Source organism: Roseburia hominis (assembly GCA_040702975.1).
Taxonomy (GTDB): Bacteria; Bacillota; Clostridia; order Lachnospirales; family Lachnospiraceae; genus Allocoprococcus; species Allocoprococcus hominis_A.
In genome coordinates, this window is record CP159990.1 from 4,209,826 (window position 1) to 4,227,664 (window position 17,839).

Consider the following 17,839-nt stretch of genomic DNA (forward strand, 5'->3'; position numbering starts at 1 on the left):
TTTTATCGCTTTATGTCTACGAGATAGGTAAAACGCTCGACAAGCCGGGACAAATCCCTTCGGATTCTGGTGGTATCTACGTCTTTTCGCCGGCTGGTCTCACAGCTTCCGCAGTATTTGTCCGTGAGTGTCGTGATCCAGCCTTCTTTTGTATGCGGAAGGGTAAACAATGTCACGGGCCACATATGACTGCGAATGACATCTTTCTCCGTATCGTTCAGGTCAAAGAATTTTTCCGCATTTTTAAGCGCCACCGCCGGGTGCGTCATACCGTGAAAATGATCGCCGGTCTTCTTTGCATGGGTATGCCAGTCATACAGGAAAAGATCGTGAAGCATACCGCCGCGGGCGGCTGAGCGGGCGTCTAATTTTAGGAAACGGCACCACTGGTAATTGTAATATGCCACATGGATACAGTGCTGATAGCAGTTGCTGCCTCCGTGATGCGGGTAGAGCTTCATGCGAAGGACTACGGGGTGTGTTGCAATGTCTCGTATATTTTCGTAAAATTCTTCATTCCATTTTTGGCGGACGTCCTTTAGTCGTTCGGATAGGTCTCTTCGGATTCTCAGCATAACTGGCTCCTTTGGTTCTTTCTGTGATGGGCGAAATGTTCTGCCATGGTTAAGTATAGCAAAAATGGGAGGGTGAGGGAAGAGGGGGTGGGGAAAATTAGGAAAATCATAAGAAATGTGGGGTGTGGAAAGGGGGACGCGCCCGGAGGATATTAGTATCCGGCACTCGCTCTCGCTCGGACGAAAACGCAGCGGTACGTACGATGCCAGAGGCGCCGCCTGGAAGGGCGACTGCTGCCATCTAGTGCCGGCGTTTTCGACGGTGCCGGATACCAATATCCTCCGGGCGCTGGCTTGTTCCACACGGGGAGAAGCACATAATGGGGTTGCGTGGGGAGCGTTGTTATTTTTTTGGGAGGGTAAATATTATCAACTGGGTGAGAATTCACGACTAATCTGCCTTTTGGGGCCAGTTGTTATCAAGTAGGTACCTTTTAATAAGCTCCTGACTTGGTATTTTTCTCGGGGTTTTCAGCTTTTTTCCATATCCATAGTGCATAGCTGGCAGAGATAACGCACAGTGCCATGGCAGTGGCTATGTTGAATGTCTGGGAGCCTTGAATGGCAAAAATGGTTAGTGAGTTGACGATGCCATGTGTCGCGATACATGGTAGAAGGCTTTTTCCTTTGTAGAAGATTGTTGTGAAAAGGAAGCCGATTGCGGTTGCATAACATATTTGTAGAAGAGTGGGTAATATGTCTGCACCGTTCAGTAAATTTACAATGTGGCCGATGCCAAAGGTGATACTTGAGATCAGGATTGCCTGCTTTACGTTGGTTTTGCAGATTGCTTTGAAGAGAAGTCCCCGGAAGATGACTTCTTCGATAAAGCCTACGCACAGCATGCTCAAAATGTGGAGTATAGCTTCCGTAATGGAAGTGTTCATGGCAACTCCGTTCCATAAATTTGTGGTCATAATTAGGAGAAGCGGCGCGAAGTATAAATAATCCTTGTAATTTCCTTTAAACGAACACAGACCGTATTTTTCTGACAGGTTATGGTTTCTGATCCAGATGAAAAGGAAGAGTGCAAGACATATGCCTGCCGGGGCAGTAATTATTTTTTCAAATCCTAAAGATTCTGAAAGATTATCTGCCACGCTAAACAGGACAACATAGGCGATAATCCACGCCAGTGAAAATGTTAATTCGTTTTTTTCATATAATTTACTCATTATCTTTTTCCTCCTGTAATGCCAGTATCGCTCCACGATAGGCGCGCTCCAAATGGGTTGTCACAACTCTTTCGTCATATTCCAATGCATTGTTAGCAATGATGCTTGCGTACCCGTGAACGAACATGGCAAGTGTTATAAAGACCTCTTTGATCTGGTTTGTATCAAGTCCTGTACCCAAGGGCTTCCCGTATGGGCATTCGGCTGTTTCGCAAGGTATACCCGAGGGCACCCCGCTTGGCCATTCGGCCGTTTCACAAGGTATCGCTTCCTGCATTGCGGAAATGATAGGTTTCAGTTCTTCGGAGTCTACCATTTCAAGCAAATTGTTTTCAACAGCGAAGCCTGACTGGAAGAGAAAGCGGAATAGGTTTGGTTCTTCCACTGCAAAACGGATATAATTCAGCCCAATTCCAAGCATAACGTCTTCCTTCGGATTGATATTCAGGAGATATTCTGTGTGAAACTGGCCCACTTTTTCATAAACTGCTCTTTTCATATCCTCGATTTTTGTAAAATGGTACATAATCGGCTGTGTAGAGCAGCCGAGCTTTTTTGAAACGGTCCGTGCATTGACATTTTGGGCTCCCTCTGCTCGTGTGACTTCAAACGCTGCGTCTATTACCATCTCTTTTGTGATTTTCGCTTTCGGCGGCATGTTGTCCTCCCTATTTGTAATTATTGTTATATAACATTAATTATACTTTGTGAGTCCCCGTTTTGTCAAGTTACAAAGAGGTACATCTACAAAAACGCAGTTGATTTCATGCTTTTCTGCACATAGCGCTTTCGCCCAATTTCTGCTAAACGAAAAGCAACTGGTCATTGTCCTTGTAATCTGATACAATATTCTAAAAGCGAATTTAAAATTTTTCTGCGGTGAGGGTTCCGCGATACGTATGTTGTTCTTGCGGATATTCGGAGGAGTGGATCGACAAGAAGGATATTCCCCTGTTGATTCGTAAATTCAGGTAAGGAGGACTGTTATGAGATGGCTCAGGAAATATAGTGCGCCGCTTATTATGCTGGCGATTTTTGAAGGGGTCGCGATCTCGCTTTGGCTCGGGAAGGGCAATCTGTTCTATCTGTTTAATTTCAGCTATATCGGCGGGGCGATCGCGTTAGGGCTGGTTTTGTATATCCGGAAATATAAGAATGCCCGGCGGGTCGTACAGTTTTTGGTGGGAATGTATATGCTACTGTATCTGGGGCTTCTTGGCAATGAGAATATGCAGATAGAGGGGTTCTGGTATTACCTGTTTACCGGGGTCTTTGAGGCGGCCACAATTCATTATGCAGTGGCAAAGATCTTCGGGCCTTTGTTTTTCGGGCGCGGTTGGTGCGGGTACGCCTGCTGGACGGCCATGATTCTTGATCTGCTGCCATATAAACAGCCCAAAGGTCCCCGGAAAAAGATTGGGTGGATTCGGTATGTCATGTTCGCAGGGTCCTTCGTTTTTGTCAGTATGTTATTCTTGTTTCAGGTGGGAAATCTGGAGCGCATCATGTTCTGGTGTTTTTTGTTCGGGAATCTTTTGTATTACATAATCGGGATCGGACTGGCGTTTTTGTTCAAGGATAACCGGGCGTTTTGCAAATATATTTGCCCGATTACCGTGTTTCTGAAGCCGATGAGTTATTTCTCGGCCCTGCGGGTCAAAATGGACGAAGGAAAATGCATCGGCTGCGATAAGTGCCGCCGGATCTGTCCGATGAATGTGGATATGCGGGACAATTCCCGGAAACGGGAAAATGGAACCGAGTGCATTCTGTGTATGGAATGCGTGGATAACTGTCCGAAAGGGGCTTTGAAAATATAGGAGATGGTTACAGGGCGGCGGACCGCCCTGTTCTTTACGCTTACGGAAAGTCCGGTCTTCTTAGATATTCTTTCGAACCTCTGCTAAATATTTTACTCATTATCCACTCAGGTTGTTGCATTTTTTAGTAAAAAGTGCTATTTTTACTAAAGAACGTAATGACATGATTTTGACTACTTGTTTCTTTAAAGGGGAGATAATATGGCAACATTAAAGGATATCGCTGCGCAGGCAGGCGTTTCACAGGCTACGGTTTCCCGGGTGTTAAACGGCGACCCGTCGCTCAGTGTGACGCAGGAGACCAGGAACCGCATCTGGCAGATTGCACAGCAATTAGATTATAAAACAGTGACCCAGCGGGTACAGCAGCAAACAAAAGCGCCTGGCGCTGCTCCCACTGCCACGAAGAATGAACGGGGGAAGGACGGCGACGGCCAGAGACGGATCGGTATCGCCCAGATGTTTGAACTCAAAGAGCAGATCGAGGATATTTATTATATTGTGTTAAAGCAAATGGTGGACGCAGTCTGCTTTTCCAAAGGCTGGACGACCGTCGTTCTTTCCCGGAATGAGAGCAGACATTTTGTTAAAAATGATGACATTCCGATCGACGCATTAATCGCGATTGGCCGTTTCAGCCGGGACGAGATCGCGGATTTCGAAAGCTATACGGATAATATCGTATTTCTGGACTCCACGCCGGACGCCCTTCGCTACTACAGCATCGTGCCGAATTACCATATGGCTGTCCGCCTGGCGCTGAATTATTGCTGGGATTTGAACCAGAAGCGTATTGCGTATGCGGGAGGGGTGTGTACCCTGGACGACGTCAAGGAGCTTTCAAGGGATCCGCGCTACTACTATTACCAGACCTCCATGGTCAATAAGGGGTTATTTGAGGAGGATTTGGTGATCGACTGCAATATGAATGCGCGCTCCGGCTATGAGGCTATGTGTGCTTATCTTGACAAGCATTCCACTCTGCCGGACGTGATCTTTATTGCCAGCGACGCGGTGGCGCCCGGCATTGTAAAAGCGCTCCGCGAACGGGGCATACGCATTCCGGAAGATATCGGCATCGTCACCTTTAACAACACCAGTTTTTCCGAATATTCCGAACCGCCTCTGACTTCCATTGAAGTATTTCTGGAGGAAAACGCAAAATCGGCCATTCAATGTATTGAGTTTTTGTGGAACGGTTCCAGATCACCCAAAAAGATTGTGGTTCCCTGTGCGATTGTGGACAGGGGAAGCGTAAAAAAGAAATAAGGCATCTAAAACAGAGAATGGTTATCACGCCATTCTCTATTTTAATTCCTTTTCACATTGTGTCTGAATGCACCGGGTTTCTAAATTTGACACACAATCTCCGTGATCAGTTCTTTGAACTGTTTTGCCACCCGGTCAGCCGTCTCCTGGACCTCTTCGTGATTGAGCTGCCCCGAAGATATTCCCGCCGCAAGATTCGTGATGCAGGAAATCCCACACACTTCCATTCCCATATGCCGCGCCGCCATCGCTTCACACGCGGTACTCATACCGACCGCATCTGCTCCCCATGCCCTGCACATGCGGATCTCCGCCGGGGTCTCATAGCTCGGCCCGGTAAGCTGCACATAGACGCCCTCCCTAAGCTCGATTCCAAGTCCTGCTGCCGCCTTCTTTATCACATCGCGCATGCGGGCGCTGTATACCTCGCTCATGTCCGGGAATCTTACCCCCAGCTTATCCAGGTTCTCCCCGATCAGTGGGTTCGGCACGGCCGTTGTAATGTGATCTTTGATCAACATAAAATCCCCCGGTCTGTAATCAAAATTAATGCCTCCTGCCGCATTGGTAAGGATCAGTTTTTTGGCTCCCAGCATTCCCATGAGCCACGTGGGAAGGACCACATCGGACATCGGGTAACCTTCATAGAAGTGGACGCGGCCCTGCATGATCACGACCGGAACTTTCTTCACATACCCAAACACGAATCTTCCCTTGTGCCCCTCCACGGTGGAGGTCGGAAATCCTGCGATCTCCGCATAATCTACGGTGTGCGAGATTTCAATCTCCTCGGCGTAGTCTCCCAGGCCCGATCCCAGGATCAGCGCCACCTCCGGCTGAAAATCAACCCTTTCCCGCACACTTTCCACGCACGTCATCAATTTTTCATATACTTTATTCATCATTTAGTCCCGCTCCTAATATCCAGATGTCTGTTCGTTTTTCACAATCTTCACAATGCGGCTCGTTCCAAGACGCTCTGCCCCCAGGGAAAGGAATTTCTCCGCGTCAGCCAGGGAGGAAATCCCGCCTGCGGCTTTCATCTTCACGCCCGGTCCGATGTGTTTCGCAAACAGTTCTATATCCGCAAAGGTCGCCCCGGCACTGGAAAATCCGGTGGAGGTCTTGATATAATCTGCCCCGGCCCTCGTCACGATCTCGCACATTTTCACCTTTTCTTCCTCAGTCAAAAGACAGGTCTCAATGATCACTTTGAGCACCTTATCCCCGCACGCAGCCTTCAGGGTACGAATCTCCTCTTCAATCAGTTCATATTTTTGATCCTTCACCCAGCCCATATTGATGACCATATCGATCTCGGACGCACCATTTGCGATGGCGTCTTTGGTCTCGAATTCCTTTGCCCTGGTCGTCATATATCCATTCGGAAATCCGATCACCGTGCAGATTGCCATCTTGCCCTCCACATACTCGCTCGCCTGCTTTACATAGCTTGGCGGAATGCAGACCGACGCCGTCTGATATTTGACAGCGTCGTCGCAGATCTGCCGAATCTCCTCCCACGTCGCCGTCTGTGACAAAAGCGTATGGTCTACATGTTTTAGAATCTCTTTCACATTCATGTTCCTGGTCTCCTTCTATCTCTCTTTCTTCTGGTCTTTCTGAATCAAAGTGCGAATCGCCTCGATCGCCACCTGAATCGCCATATCGGTATCATGAACGACCGGATTTTCCAGTCCCAGTCTCTCTCTTTCCTGATTCGCCACAACGAGGAAACAGGAACCCACTCTCACGCGCAGATGGCTCGCCACGACAAATAACGCCGCCGATTCCATCTCCGATGCAAGGCAGCCCAGCCGCTTCCACGCTTCCCACTTATTCATCAGCTCATAGCTTACCGGTTTTACTTCCGGCTCATGCTGGCCGTAAAAAGAGTCCTTGCACTGTACTACTCCCGTGTGGAAGGGGTATCCCTTTTTTTCCGCCGCCTCTGCCAGCGCATTCGTCACGCCAAGATCGGCAACGGCCGGAAATTCGATCGGCGCGTATTCCCGGCTGGTCCCTTCCATGCGGATCGCGCCTGTCGCCACCACGACATCGCCGCTTTTCACTTCCGGCTGCATACCGCCGCAGGTACCGATACGGACAAATGTATCGGCGCCGCACCGATATAACTCTTCCATCGCGATCGACGCCGACGGCCCGCCGATACCGGTAGATGTGACACTGACCTTTACGCCGTCTAAGGTCCCGGTGTAGGTGATATATTCCCGATTATCTGCGATCAGAACCGGATTGTCAAAATACCGGGCGATCTTCACACACCGTTTCGGGTCCCCCGGCATGATCACATAACGGCCTACCTCCCCTTTTGCCACCTGAATATGATATTGTCTGCTTGCATCTTCCGAATAGTTCTTCATAGTATCATTCCTCTCCTTTATATTATATGATATACGATGCAGTTCAAACAAGCAATGCCCTTTGAATAAACCAATTAAAATTCCCCCCTTGACGACTTCTCTTTTTTCCTATAGCATATACGGCAATTATAAATATGATAGCGACTCCTCAGAAATTTTTAGTAAATATTTTATTCTATAAACGGAATTTTTAGTAAAATATTTATTGACTTTTAGTAAAATTTGTGTTATTTTTTTATTAGAAACCACAAGACAATACGTAAGAGAAGGCTTGAATACATGGACATCTGCATTGTTTTGTAGAAAAAGGAATCCAAGTAAAACTTTTACTTCAGTAAACCTGTAACGAGTTTTTACTGAAGTATGCCCAAGGGCACTCCGTATGGCCATTCGGCCGTTTCACAAAGTATACTTGGGAGAAAAAAGGAGGAAACAATATGCAAAAAAAACTGAGTTTTATCTCAAAACTGTGCTTTGGCATCGGTGCTTTTGGTAAAGATGCCGTGTACGCAATCGTAGGTACCTATTTAATGATGTACCTGACAGACTACCGGTCTGTGGCGCCGGCTTTCGTCGGTTCGCTCTTCATGGTCGCTCGTATCTGGGACGCGTTCAACGATCCGTTTATGGGAATGGTCGTGGACAACACCCGTACCAAATGGGGCAAATTCCGTCCGTGGATCATGATCGGTACCGTTCTGAATGCCATTGTACTGGTATTACTTTTCATGGATAACGGCCTGGAAGGAAAAAGCTACCTGGTATGGTGTTCCGTATTCTACATTCTTTGGGGTATGACCTATACGATTATGGACATTCCCTACTGGTCTTTGGTTCCGGCTCTTACGGACGACGAAGACGAAAGAAGCCAGATTTCGGCTATCCCGCGTATCTTCGCAAGCTGCGCATGGCTCGTCATCAACTCATTCGGCCTTTTGATGGTATCCAAACTCGGCGCCGGCAACGATGTTAAAGGATTTTCCATCTTGGCAACCATCATTTCTATCGTATTTATTTTAGCTTCACTTGTAACCGTTCTGACCTGTAAAGAACAGGTGGTAACACAGAACGCGGAAAAAACCTCTGTCAAAGGTATGATCGATGTTTTATTCAAAAATGACCAGGTGAAAATAATCCTTGGTATTGCATTATTTTTCAACATCGCTTACCAGTTATCCAACAGTTTCGCACTCTATTATTTTAAATATGTTGCAGAACGCACCTACGCGGGCGACACGAACGGGGTCCTGTATCCGGTGTACGCAGCGGTAGCGGGATTTGCACAGATGGGTTCCATGGCGATCCTTCCGTTCCTTTCCAAAAAAATCGGGAAAAAGATTTCCTTCTTCTGTGCCAGCTTCTTCCCGGTAATCGGCTTCGCGATTCTTTGGGTGCTTGGTTACGTCGCTCCGAAAAATGTCTTTGCAGTCGGCGTATGCAGTGCTATTATTAATAGTGGTATTGGATTTATGCTGGTATTTATCACAGTCATTCTTTCAGAGGTCGTGGACTACGGCGAGTATAAGCTCGGGACCAGAAATGAGAGTATTCTGTTCTCCATGCAGACCTTTGTCGTAAAGTTTGCCGGAGCATTCAGTGGATTCGTGAGCGGAATCGGACTGACTGCCATCGGATATGTGGCGAACCAGCAGCAATCTGCAGGCGCAGAAAACGGTATGCGGATCATTATGTTCCTGATTCCGGCAGTTCTTTCTGCTCTCTGCTTCTTGATTTATATCAAAGGATACAAATTAACACCTGAATTTTACAGCAAGATGCGTGACGAACTTCATGCAAGAAAGGGGAATTAATATGTGGTTAGGCGTTGATTATTACCCGGAGCAGTGGGATATCTCCCTGCTGGATCAGGATTTGGACACCATCGTGGAGCTTGGCTGCAACGTGATCCGAATCGCCGAATTTTCCTGGCATTTGATGGAGAAAACAGAAGGAAAATACGATTTTTCTTTCTTCGATCATGTAATTGCCCATGCAAAGGCAAAGGGACTCAAAGTGATCATGGGCACTCCTACCGCCACGATTCCTGCGTGGCTGGCCAAAAAAGAGCCTTCCATTTTATCCGAATTTGAGGGCGGCAAAAAGCGCAGCTTCGGCGGCCGGCATGTATACTGTTTTAACTCACCGGTGATGTACGAATATTCTGAGAGGATCATCAGAAAGCTGGTGGAGCATTATAAGGACGAGGAGGCCATCGTTGCCTGGCAGACGGATAACGAGATCGGACATGAGGGCAGTGATGTATGCTATTGCCCGCAGTGCCAGAGGGCATTCCAGAAATATTTGTCCGAAGAATTTGAAAATAATATTGACAAGCTGAACGACATCTACGGAACGACTTTCTGGTCCCAGGAATATAACAGCTTCGATGAGATTCCGACTCCGATGGAGACCATCACCACCCACAACCCGGCGCTTCGCCTTGACTGGGAGCGTTTCCGCAGCAAGAGTATCCTGGATTTCATGAATTTCCAGGCGGACCTGATCAGAGAGATCGCTCCTGACGCCGTTGTAATCCATGATTTCCCGGGCGGAGGTCTTGCCAAGCATGTGGATTACTCCAAGGTGGCGAAGAAGCTGGACACGGTTGCCTACAATAATTACCCGGTATGGGGCGGCCAGAAGGAGCCGATCGCCCCGCACGAAATCGCGTTTGGCCTTGACTATATGCGCGGCCTGAAGGGGCAGAATTTCTGGATCACCGAGGCAATCATGGGCGCACAGGGACACGATGTCACCGGATATTCCCCGCGCCCGAATCAGGCGAAAATGTGGTCCTATCAGGGCTTTGCCCATGGCTGCGACAGCATGATGTATTTCCGTTACCGCGGCGCCACTAAGGGGGCAGAGCAGTTCTGCTATGGCGTTCTGGACGCAGATAATGTAAAGCGCAGAAAGTTCTACGAGGTGCAGAGCTGTTTCCATGAAATCATCAAATACAAAGAGGCGCTTGAGACACCGGTAAAGAGCGAGGTAGCCATCGTCTATGACTACGATTCCCTTGCCGCCTTCCGCATTCAGAAGCAGAGCTTTCTTCTGGACTGCCCGGCGGAAATGCAAAAATATTACAAGGCCTTCTATGATGTGAATGTACCGGTAGATGTTGTGCCCGAGGATACCGACCTGGCGCAATATAAGGTCATTATTTTACCGCAGATGATCATAGAGAAACCGGAATTCTCCGCCAAAGTTCAGGAATTCGTGAAAAATGGAGGCACCGCAGTGCTGACTTATCGGTGTGGCGTAAAAGATGTCCACAACAATCTGACATTTGGAGAAGTCATTCCGCTGCACTACAGCGATTTTGCCGGCGTTACACTGGTGGAGACTGAAAGCCTTCAGGAAGGCCAGGAGTTCCCCGTCATCGGCGAGGGCATCATGTCCGGCGCAGATGGAGTCGGCGGAATCTTCCGGGATATGCTGGAAGTGAGCGACGCTGAGGTTCTGTATCATTACGGCGATACGTTCTATGATGAATTTGCCGCCGTTACCCGCAAAAAGCAGGGCGAAGGTATGATCTACTACTTTGGCTGCGGCCTTGATGAGGCGACAACCAATCGGCTGATGGAGCAAATCATGACCGACTGCCAAATCGTCTCCGAGCCAAGTGCCAAAGGCGTGGAAATCTGCTACCGCGGAAATGGGGAAAATCGCGTCCGCATGGTGATGAACCACAATGGATATGCTGTCAAAAATGGAGAAACTCTTTTGCAGCCATATGAGAGCAGGATTGAAAAAGTAAAATAGAATGCTTGGCAATGCAAAAAGCGGGCGGTCTTCCATTTTTCAGGAATACCGCCCGCAAAATTTTGCCATCATGAATATCTAAGTCAAATACCCCGCAGCAAGCTACGGGGCATTTGACCCTCGCGGCAGTCGCCAAATGACTGCAAGCAGTCGCTTGGCTCGTTGCCCGCGGGAATAAACATTTTCACTCCATCAGCGAATTTATTTCACAAATTCTTTTACCTTATTGTAAATGCTTTCCGCGTCCAGACCATATTTCTTGATCAGCTCTTTCGCCGGGCCGGACTCTCCGAATACGTCCTGCACACCGATCTTCAGAACCTGTGTCGGGCATTTCTCAGAAAGGACATCACATACAGCGCTTCCAAGTCCGCCGATTACAGAGTGCTCTTCTACCGTAACCACTTTTCCGGTCTCTTTTGCTGCTGCAAGAACGAGTTCTTCGTCCAGAGGTTTGATGGTGTGGATATTGATCACCTTCGCATCAATTCCGTCTGCCGCAAGTTTTTCTGCCGCTTCCAGAGATTCGCTTACTTCCAGCCCATTTGCGATGATGGTAACATCTTTTCCTTCTCTTAACACGATACCTTTTCCAATCTCGAACTTGTAATCCGGATTATCATTGATCACCGGTACTGCAAGTCTTCCGAAACGAAGGTAAACCGGTCCCTGATGCTCATATGCTGCAAATACGGCAGCTTTTGCCTCGATATCATCAGACGGGCTGATGACTACCATACCCGGAATCGTTCTCATAAGAGCAATATCCTCATTACACTGATGGGTCGCACCGTCTTCACCAACGGAGATACCAGCGTGAGTTGCTCCGATTTTTACGTTGTTCTTCGGATATCCGATCGAGTTACGAACCTGCTCGAATGCACGTCCTGCGGCAAACATTGCAAAGGAGCTTGCAAACGGAACTTTACCTGTGGTAGCGATACCTGCCGCTACGCCCATCAGGTTGCTCTCTGCGATACCGCAGTCGATGAAACGCTCCGGGAACGCTTTCTTGAAGGTTCCGGTCTTGGTCGCACCCGCAAGGTCAGCATCCAATACGATCACGTCATCATGTAATTTACCTAATTCTGCCAAAGCATTACCGTAGCTCTCTCTTGTTGCGATCTTCTTTACTTCTGACATAATGCTTCACCTACTTTCTCTAAATCTGCCATTGCAATCTTGTATTCTTCCTCATTCGGAGCTTTTCCATGCCATCCTGCCTGATTCTCCATGAAGGAAACGTTTTTTCCTTTTACGGTCTTGGCGATGATAGCGGTCGGCATTCCTTTCGTCTCTCTTGCTTCCTTGAATGCTGCGTCGATTGCGTCAAAATCATGTCCGTCGATGTTAATTACATGGAAATTGAAGGCTTCAAATTTCTTGTCGATCGGGTACGGAGAGTTTACTTCATCAATCGGTCCGTCAATCTGAAGATTGTTATTATCTACGATCACTACCAGGTTGTCCAGCTTCTTAAAGCCTGCCAGCATGGAAGCCTCCCAAACCTGACCTTCCTGAATCTCACCGTCTCCCAGAAGGGTGTATACGCGGTAATCATCACCGGAAATCTTTGCGGAAATTGCCATACCTACTGCTGCGGAGATTCCCTGTCCCAGAGAGCCGCTTGACATATCCACGCCCGGAATGTGCTTCATATCCGGATGTCCCTGCAGATAAGAACCGGTGTGGCGAAGCGTCTTTAAATCCTCCACCGGGAAGAATCCTCTGTTGGCCAGGGTAGAATAGTATCCCGGAGCGGTATGTCCTTTGGAGAGCACGAAACGGTCACGGTCAGCCTTCTTCGGGTCAGCCGGATCGATGTTCATCTCTTCAAAAAATAAATAGGTGTAAATATCTGCTGCAGATAAAGATCCGCCCGGATGACCGGACTTAGCGTTGTAAACTGCGGTCACAATGCCTTTGCGGACTTCATTTGCAGTTTTCATAAGTTCTAACTTGTTCATGAAAGTTTGCCTCCTGAAATTGAATTGTTCATTATTCTACGCCGAATAAGCGTACAACTCACGAATTCTGCGAATTCATGCACTCCGCGCTTATTCTCCAAAGACTGCTTTGTAGTCAGCCTGGAATTTAGCGATACCAGCATCGGTCAGCGGGTGATGTGTCATCTGCTCGATTACCTTGTACGGTACGGTAGCGATGTCTGCGCCAGCCAGTGCGCAGTCGGTTACATGCATAGTATTCCGTACGCTTGCTGCGATGATCTGCGTGTCGATATCTCCTGCTACTGCGAAAATCTCAGCGATCTCACGGATCAGATCAACACCGCGTACAGAGATGTCGTCCAGACGTCCCAGGAACGGAGATACATAGGTAGCACCTGCTCTTGCTGCCAGAAGTGCCTGGTTAGCGGTGAAAATCAGGGTAACATTCGTCTTGATTCCTTCTGCGCTAAGTGCCTTACATGCTTTCAGGCCCTCTACTGTCATCGGAATCTTAACTACCATATTCGGGTGAATCTTTGCGATCTCTCTTCCTTCTGCGATCATGCCTTCTGCATCTACAGTCGTTGCTTTTACTTCCCCACTGATCGGTCCATCTACGATAGATGTGATCTCAGCGATGACCTCAGAAAATACACGTCCTTCTTTTGCGATCAGGGACGGGTTCGTAGTAACACCACAGATAACCCCCATATCATTTGCTTTTCTGATGTCGTCAACGTTGGCTGTGTCAATGAAAAATTTCATTTCCTCTTCCTCCTTGAATTTAATATACCTGTTATTTTTCCGTAATCTGACAGTTGATTCCGGTCTTGTTTTTCTGCAAATTCCTTCCTCTTTCCGGCGGACTTACAGATCCTGCTTTCACCTCTGTCTGATTTACTTTGATTATATCGCATGGGTAAAAGGTTGGTCAATAGCCTATATTTTTATTAATAATTTACGCAATTAATAATTTTAAATTATTAATTGCGTTTTTTCTTTTTTTACGTATTTAATTTCCAAGTTAGCGCTATTTTGCGCTTTTTCTTCCGGATTTATTATTAATATTTTTCCTTTTTGAACTAATTTTTGTTTTTGCATAAGAAGTCGTTCCACGCACGATCAGCTTGGGATCATACTCCACATGGTACGTACTTGTGGGCTGTATCTCCGAATATTTGCTGTTCTGGGACATAATCTTTTTTACGATAATATCGCAGGCATCTCTGCCTTTGAACACCACGAAATGTTCTATCGTGGTGAGCCCCACCTTCTGCATTCTGGCAAACAGGGTATTGTCACACCCCATCACGGATATATCCCCCGGCACCTTATATTTTTCTTCCTGCAGGGCGTCGAGAATGCCAAATGCAATCATGTCGTTAAGACCCACGATCGCAGTGATATCCCCATGCTCCTGCAAAACCTCTTTGGTCAGGTCATAGCCTATCTTATATTCGGAATCGATCATCTGCACGTCCATGTCAATCTCTTCATTCGCCGCCTTGATGATCACGTTCTCCTTCAGCCCTGCCTTTTCAAACTCCTTGAGAAAGCCTTCCACTCGCTTGGAGCGCTGCTTCTGTCTGATGGTAAGCGGCGGTGCAATGTACGCCACTTTTCGGTGCCCCAACTCCAGCAGATGCTGCGCCATAATGCGGCCCAGCTTGGAATTGTCCAGTTCCACCGCATCTACATTCAGACGTTCGTTCTGGTTATTGATAATCACGATCGGGACCCGCTTTGCAAGATCCTCCACGACGCCCATGAAACAGTGACTGGGATTACAGGTGTAAATAATCCCCAGCGGCTTTAAGTCGTGCATCATTTTCAAATACCGCTCTTCCATGCGCAGATCGCGCTGCGTGTTGCACACGAACAATGCATATCCCTGCTCCTTGGCGCGGGACTCGATTCCCTGCAAAAGCATGACATAATAGGGGTTGGTCAGGTTCGAGCAGAACACCACCAAAAGTTTTTCCTTCCGGCTGTCTTTTCTGGTCTTGCGCTTCGGAATCTCATATCCCAGCTCCCGGGCAGCTTCTTCTACCTTCTGTACGGTTTCCTTGGAAAAGGAGACATTATACTTGTGGTTCAGCACCATGGAAACCGTAGATTGTGAAACTCCCGCCGCTCTCGCGATATCGACTGACGTTACTTTCTTCTTTTTCATACCCGTAGCAGAATCCCGCCTCTTACCGGGAATCCCACGCCTCCCTTCCTATATATTTGTGTTCTTTTAAGCCCTGTATCTGCCTCTATCTTTCTAAAGCTCTGTCCGGCCTTCCAGCGCCCGCAGAAGCGTCACCTCGTCGATGTATTCCAGATCGCCGCCCACCGGAACTCCGCTGGCGATTCGGCTGACCTTCACCCCGGCAGGCTTTATCAGCTTACTGATGTACATCGCCGTAGTCTCCCCTTCCAAACTGGAATTGGTGGCAATGATGACCTCCTCCACATCTCCCTGAAGGCGTTCGATCAGCTCTTTTAAGCGAATGTCTCCCGGGCCGATTCCCAGCATAGGCGAGATTGCCCCGTGAAGCACATGATAGACGCCGTTATATTTGCCCGTCTTTTCGTATGCCGCCAGATCCCGCGGATTCTCCACGACCATGATGGTCTTGTGATCACGCTCGCTGCTGGCACAGATTGGACACAGTTCCTGATCCGTCAGTGTGCAGCACTCCTTGCAGTACCGCACATTCTTTCTGGCCTCCAAAATAGTCCCCGCCAGGCGTTCTACCTGTTCCATCGGCATATTAATCATATGAAAAGCCAGCCTTCCGGCTGACTTTGCACCGATACCGGGCAGTCTTGATAGTTCTTCAATCAGTTTACTGATCTGACTGCTATAATAATCCATCTTTTTATTCTCCTTAGAACAATCCCGGCATACCGCCGCCGAGTCCGCCGGTCAGCTTCTGCATTGCTGAGGCACTCGCCTCATCCGCTTTACGCATCGCTTCATTTACCGCTGCCACGATCAGATCCTCCAGCATCTCGATGTCATCCGGATCAACGACTTCTTCCTGCAGCTTCACTTTCAGGACTTCCTTCTTGCCGCTCACGGTCACTTCCACTGCCCCGCCGCCTGCTGTCGAGGTAAATTCCTTCGTCTCCATCTCCTTTGCCTGTTCTTCCATCTGGCGCTGCATCTTCTGCGCCTGCTTCATAAGATTTGCCATATTGCCGGGCATTCCTCCGCCCGGAAATCCTCCACGTTTTGCCATGGTCATGTCCTCCTTTTTCCATATATCTTTTCTTATCTCTATTTCATATATTTATGAGTTGTTTTTCATTTCAATACTCTGAAACTTTTCTTACTCATCTTCGATGATAATATCCATATTTATCATCTTCTCTATATCTACAAAGCTGTCCTCAAAGTGGCGGCCTTCCTCTACCTGGCGCACCTCCAGCGTGACAGTTTTGCCGATTTTCTTCTCAATAATCTCTGTCAGCTCCTGCTTATTTGACTCGCTTCCCACCATACCTACGCTGATCTCATCGGGAAGCACGATAAGGAGCTGTCCCTGGTTCCCCACGCTTAAGCGGGCCTGCTTCAGATAAGTCCGCAGCATTCCCGACGTCTCGCCTGCAATGGAGCGAAAATCCCTGACTACCTTTTTCACATCGTCCGGGATTGCCCTCGGAAGCTCTGGCTTCGGGGCGGGAGCGGAGGCTTCTCCATTCACATAGACAACCTTTTCCTGCACGGGCGGAGCCGAAAATGCTCCCTCCTCCACCTGCTTTTCCAGTGCGCGGATACGGTCAAGCAGGCTGTCTTTGCCGCTCTCCATCTGCGGACAGCAGAGCTTTATCAGGGTCACCTCCAAAAGCACCCTCTTCTGCGTCGCGTATTTCAGCTTACTCGTCAGCTCTGAAAAAATACGGATATACCGAAGCAGCACTCCCGGCTCGATCATCTGCGCCTCTTCTTTTAGCTGCGCAAGATTCTCCGCAGACACGTCCAGCACGTCTTCCATGCGATCGGACGTTGTGACCAGAAGCAGGTTCCTGAGATACCAGGTAAAATCTGCCGACATCTGCGACAGTTCTCTTCCCTGCATCACCAGCTCTTCCACCGTCCTTAGGACCGCCGGAACGTCCTGCGCTATGATTTCCCGCAGGAGACGGCTGAACACCTCCGTATCCACCGCGCCAAGGACTTCCAGAACATGTTCATACGTCAGCTTCTGTCCCAGATAAAACGCAATACACTGATCCAAAAGGCTCAGTGCATCACGCATAGAGCCATCCGCCGCCTTGGCAATATAGCGGATTGCCTTTTCCTCCACCTCTACCTGCTCCCGGACCATCAGATCCATCAGGCGGGCAGCTATGGTATCAATCGTAATTCGTTTAAAATCGTAACGCTGGCATCGCGACAGGATCGTGATCGGAATCTTGTGTGCCTCCGTAGTCGCCAAAATGAAGATCACGTATTCCGGCGGTTCTTCCAGCGTCTTAAGAAGTGCATTGAACGCGCCGATCGACAGCATATGCACCTCGTCAATAATATAGACCTTATAGCGGCCTTCCGTGGGGCGATAGGACACCTCTTCCCGGATCTCCCGGATATTGTCCACGCCGTTATTGGAAGCCGCGTCAATCTCGATCACATTCATAGATGTCCCTGCACCGATACTCCGGCACATGGCACATTTCCCACAGGGACTTCCGTTTACAGGATTTTCACAGTTCACCGCCTTGGCAAATATCTTGGCGACCGTCGTTTTTCCTGTTCCCCGGGTTCCGCAGAACAAATAAGCGTGGCCGATTCTCCCTGCCTGAATCTGATTCTTCAGTGTTGTAATAATATGGTCCTGTCCCTTTACATCTTCAAATTCTGCCGGACGAAACTTCCGGTATAAGGCAGTATATGACATCTCGCTCACCCCT

18 protein-coding genes are annotated in these 17,839 nt (G+C 48.4%); 5 read left to right on the top strand and 13 right to left on the bottom strand.

Features of this window, described 5'->3' with window-relative positions; genetic code table 11:
• Positions 1 to 2: 2 nt before the first annotated feature.
• Positions 3 to 575 (bottom strand): phosphohydrolase, encoded by a 573-nt coding sequence (locus ABXS75_19595; GenBank protein ID XCP85191.1) that lies wholly within the window; start codon positions 573 to 575, stop codon positions 3 to 5.
• A 115-nt stretch (positions 576 to 690) separates the two neighbouring features.
• Between ABXS75_19595 and ABXS75_19600 the strand changes: the two genes are divergently transcribed.
• The gene (locus ABXS75_19600) at positions 691 to 1,002 is read left to right on the top strand and encodes a hypothetical protein (protein ID XCP85192.1); all 312 of its coding nucleotides are present in this window, start codon (positions 691 to 693) and stop codon (positions 1,000 to 1,002) included.
• A gap of 7 nt (positions 1,003 to 1,009) precedes the next feature.
• On the opposite strand, the gene ABXS75_19605 is transcribed toward ABXS75_19600, so the two are convergent.
• The gene (locus tag ABXS75_19605; GenBank protein ID XCP85193.1) at positions 1,010 to 1,750 is read right to left on the bottom strand and encodes a type II CAAX endopeptidase family protein; all 741 of its coding nucleotides are present in this window, start codon (positions 1,748 to 1,750) and stop codon (positions 1,010 to 1,012) included.
• Positions 1,743 to 2,408 (bottom strand): TetR/AcrR family transcriptional regulator, encoded by a 666-nt coding sequence (locus ABXS75_19610; protein XCP85194.1) that lies wholly within the window; start codon positions 2,406 to 2,408, stop codon positions 1,743 to 1,745. Before ABXS75_19610 ends, ABXS75_19605 begins: the two co-directional genes overlap by 8 nt.
• Positions 2,409 to 2,736: 328 nt before the next feature.
• Between ABXS75_19610 and ABXS75_19615 the strand changes: the two genes are divergently transcribed.
• Positions 2,737 to 3,570: a 4Fe-4S dicluster domain-containing protein gene (locus ABXS75_19615; GenBank protein ID XCP85195.1), complete on the top strand. Its 834-nt coding sequence runs from the start codon at positions 2,737 to 2,739 to the stop codon at positions 3,568 to 3,570.
• Between the two features lie 201 nt (positions 3,571 to 3,771).
• A complete protein-coding gene (locus ABXS75_19620) occupies positions 3,772 to 4,839 on the top strand; it encodes a LacI family DNA-binding transcriptional regulator (GenBank protein ID XCP85196.1) in 1,068 nt (355 codons plus the stop codon).
• An 80-nt stretch (positions 4,840 to 4,919) separates the two neighbouring features.
• Here ABXS75_19620 and ABXS75_19625 read toward each other — a convergent pair whose 3' ends face one another.
• The 3 genes from ABXS75_19625 to udp are packed head-to-tail and all read right to left on the bottom strand — an operon-like array spanning position 4,920 to position 7,223.
• Positions 4,920 to 5,741: a purine-nucleoside phosphorylase gene (locus ABXS75_19625; protein ID XCP87203.1), complete on the bottom strand. Its 822-nt coding sequence runs from the start codon at positions 5,739 to 5,741 to the stop codon at positions 4,920 to 4,922.
• A gap of 15 nt (positions 5,742 to 5,756) precedes the next feature.
• Positions 5,757 to 6,422, bottom strand: coding sequence for a deoxyribose-phosphate aldolase (deoC, locus tag ABXS75_19630; protein ID XCP85197.1), 666 nt, complete (start codon positions 6,420 to 6,422; stop codon positions 5,757 to 5,759).
• Between the two features lie 15 nt (positions 6,423 to 6,437).
• Positions 6,438 to 7,223: a uridine phosphorylase gene (udp, locus tag ABXS75_19635; protein ID XCP85198.1), complete on the bottom strand. Its 786-nt coding sequence runs from the start codon at positions 7,221 to 7,223 to the stop codon at positions 6,438 to 6,440.
• A 437-nt stretch (positions 7,224 to 7,660) separates the two neighbouring features.
• Here udp and melB point away from each other — a divergent pair, with 437 nt between their 5' ends.
• Complete coding sequence (gene melB, locus ABXS75_19640; protein ID XCP85199.1) at positions 7,661 to 9,034, top strand: melibiose:sodium transporter MelB; 1,374 nt, start codon at positions 7,661 to 7,663, stop codon at positions 9,032 to 9,034.
• Between the two features lies 1 nt (position 9,035).
• Positions 9,036 to 10,988, top strand: a complete 1,953-nt coding sequence (locus ABXS75_19645) for a beta-galactosidase (GenBank protein ID XCP85200.1) — start codon at positions 9,036 to 9,038, stop codon at positions 10,986 to 10,988.
• 201 nt (positions 10,989 to 11,189) lie between these two features.
• On the opposite strand, the gene ABXS75_19650 is transcribed toward ABXS75_19645, so the two are convergent.
• The 7 genes from ABXS75_19650 to dnaX all read right to left on the bottom strand — a co-directional run bounded on the left by ABXS75_19650 (position 11,190) and on the right by dnaX (position 17,826).
• Positions 11,190 to 12,131 (bottom strand): transketolase family protein, encoded by a 942-nt coding sequence (locus tag ABXS75_19650; protein ID XCP85201.1) that lies wholly within the window; start codon positions 12,129 to 12,131, stop codon positions 11,190 to 11,192.
• Positions 12,119 to 12,955, bottom strand: coding sequence for a transketolase (locus tag ABXS75_19655; protein XCP85202.1), 837 nt, complete (start codon positions 12,953 to 12,955; stop codon positions 12,119 to 12,121). Before ABXS75_19655 ends, ABXS75_19650 begins: the two co-directional genes overlap by 13 nt.
• Before the next feature lie 90 nt (positions 12,956 to 13,045).
• The gene (gene fsa / locus ABXS75_19660; protein XCP85203.1) at positions 13,046 to 13,702 is read right to left on the bottom strand and encodes a fructose-6-phosphate aldolase; all 657 of its coding nucleotides are present in this window, start codon (positions 13,700 to 13,702) and stop codon (positions 13,046 to 13,048) included.
• A 265-nt stretch (positions 13,703 to 13,967) separates the two neighbouring features.
• Positions 13,968 to 15,110 carry a LacI family DNA-binding transcriptional regulator gene (locus ABXS75_19665; GenBank protein ID XCP85204.1) on the bottom strand — a complete coding sequence of 381 codons (1,143 nt, stop codon included), beginning with the start codon at positions 15,108 to 15,110 and terminating at the stop codon, positions 13,968 to 13,970.
• 93 nt (positions 15,111 to 15,203) lie between these two features.
• Complete coding sequence (gene recR, locus ABXS75_19670; GenBank protein XCP85205.1) at positions 15,204 to 15,800, bottom strand: recombination mediator RecR; 597 nt, start codon at positions 15,798 to 15,800, stop codon at positions 15,204 to 15,206.
• A gap of 13 nt (positions 15,801 to 15,813) precedes the next feature.
• Positions 15,814 to 16,167 carry a YbaB/EbfC family nucleoid-associated protein gene (locus ABXS75_19675; GenBank protein ID XCP85206.1) on the bottom strand — a complete coding sequence of 118 codons (354 nt, stop codon included), beginning with the start codon at positions 16,165 to 16,167 and terminating at the stop codon, positions 15,814 to 15,816.
• 90 nt (positions 16,168 to 16,257) lie between these two features.
• A complete protein-coding gene (gene dnaX / locus ABXS75_19680) occupies positions 16,258 to 17,826 on the bottom strand; it encodes a DNA polymerase III subunit gamma/tau (protein ID XCP85207.1) in 1,569 nt (522 codons plus the stop codon).
• Positions 17,827 to 17,839 lie beyond the last annotated feature (13 nt).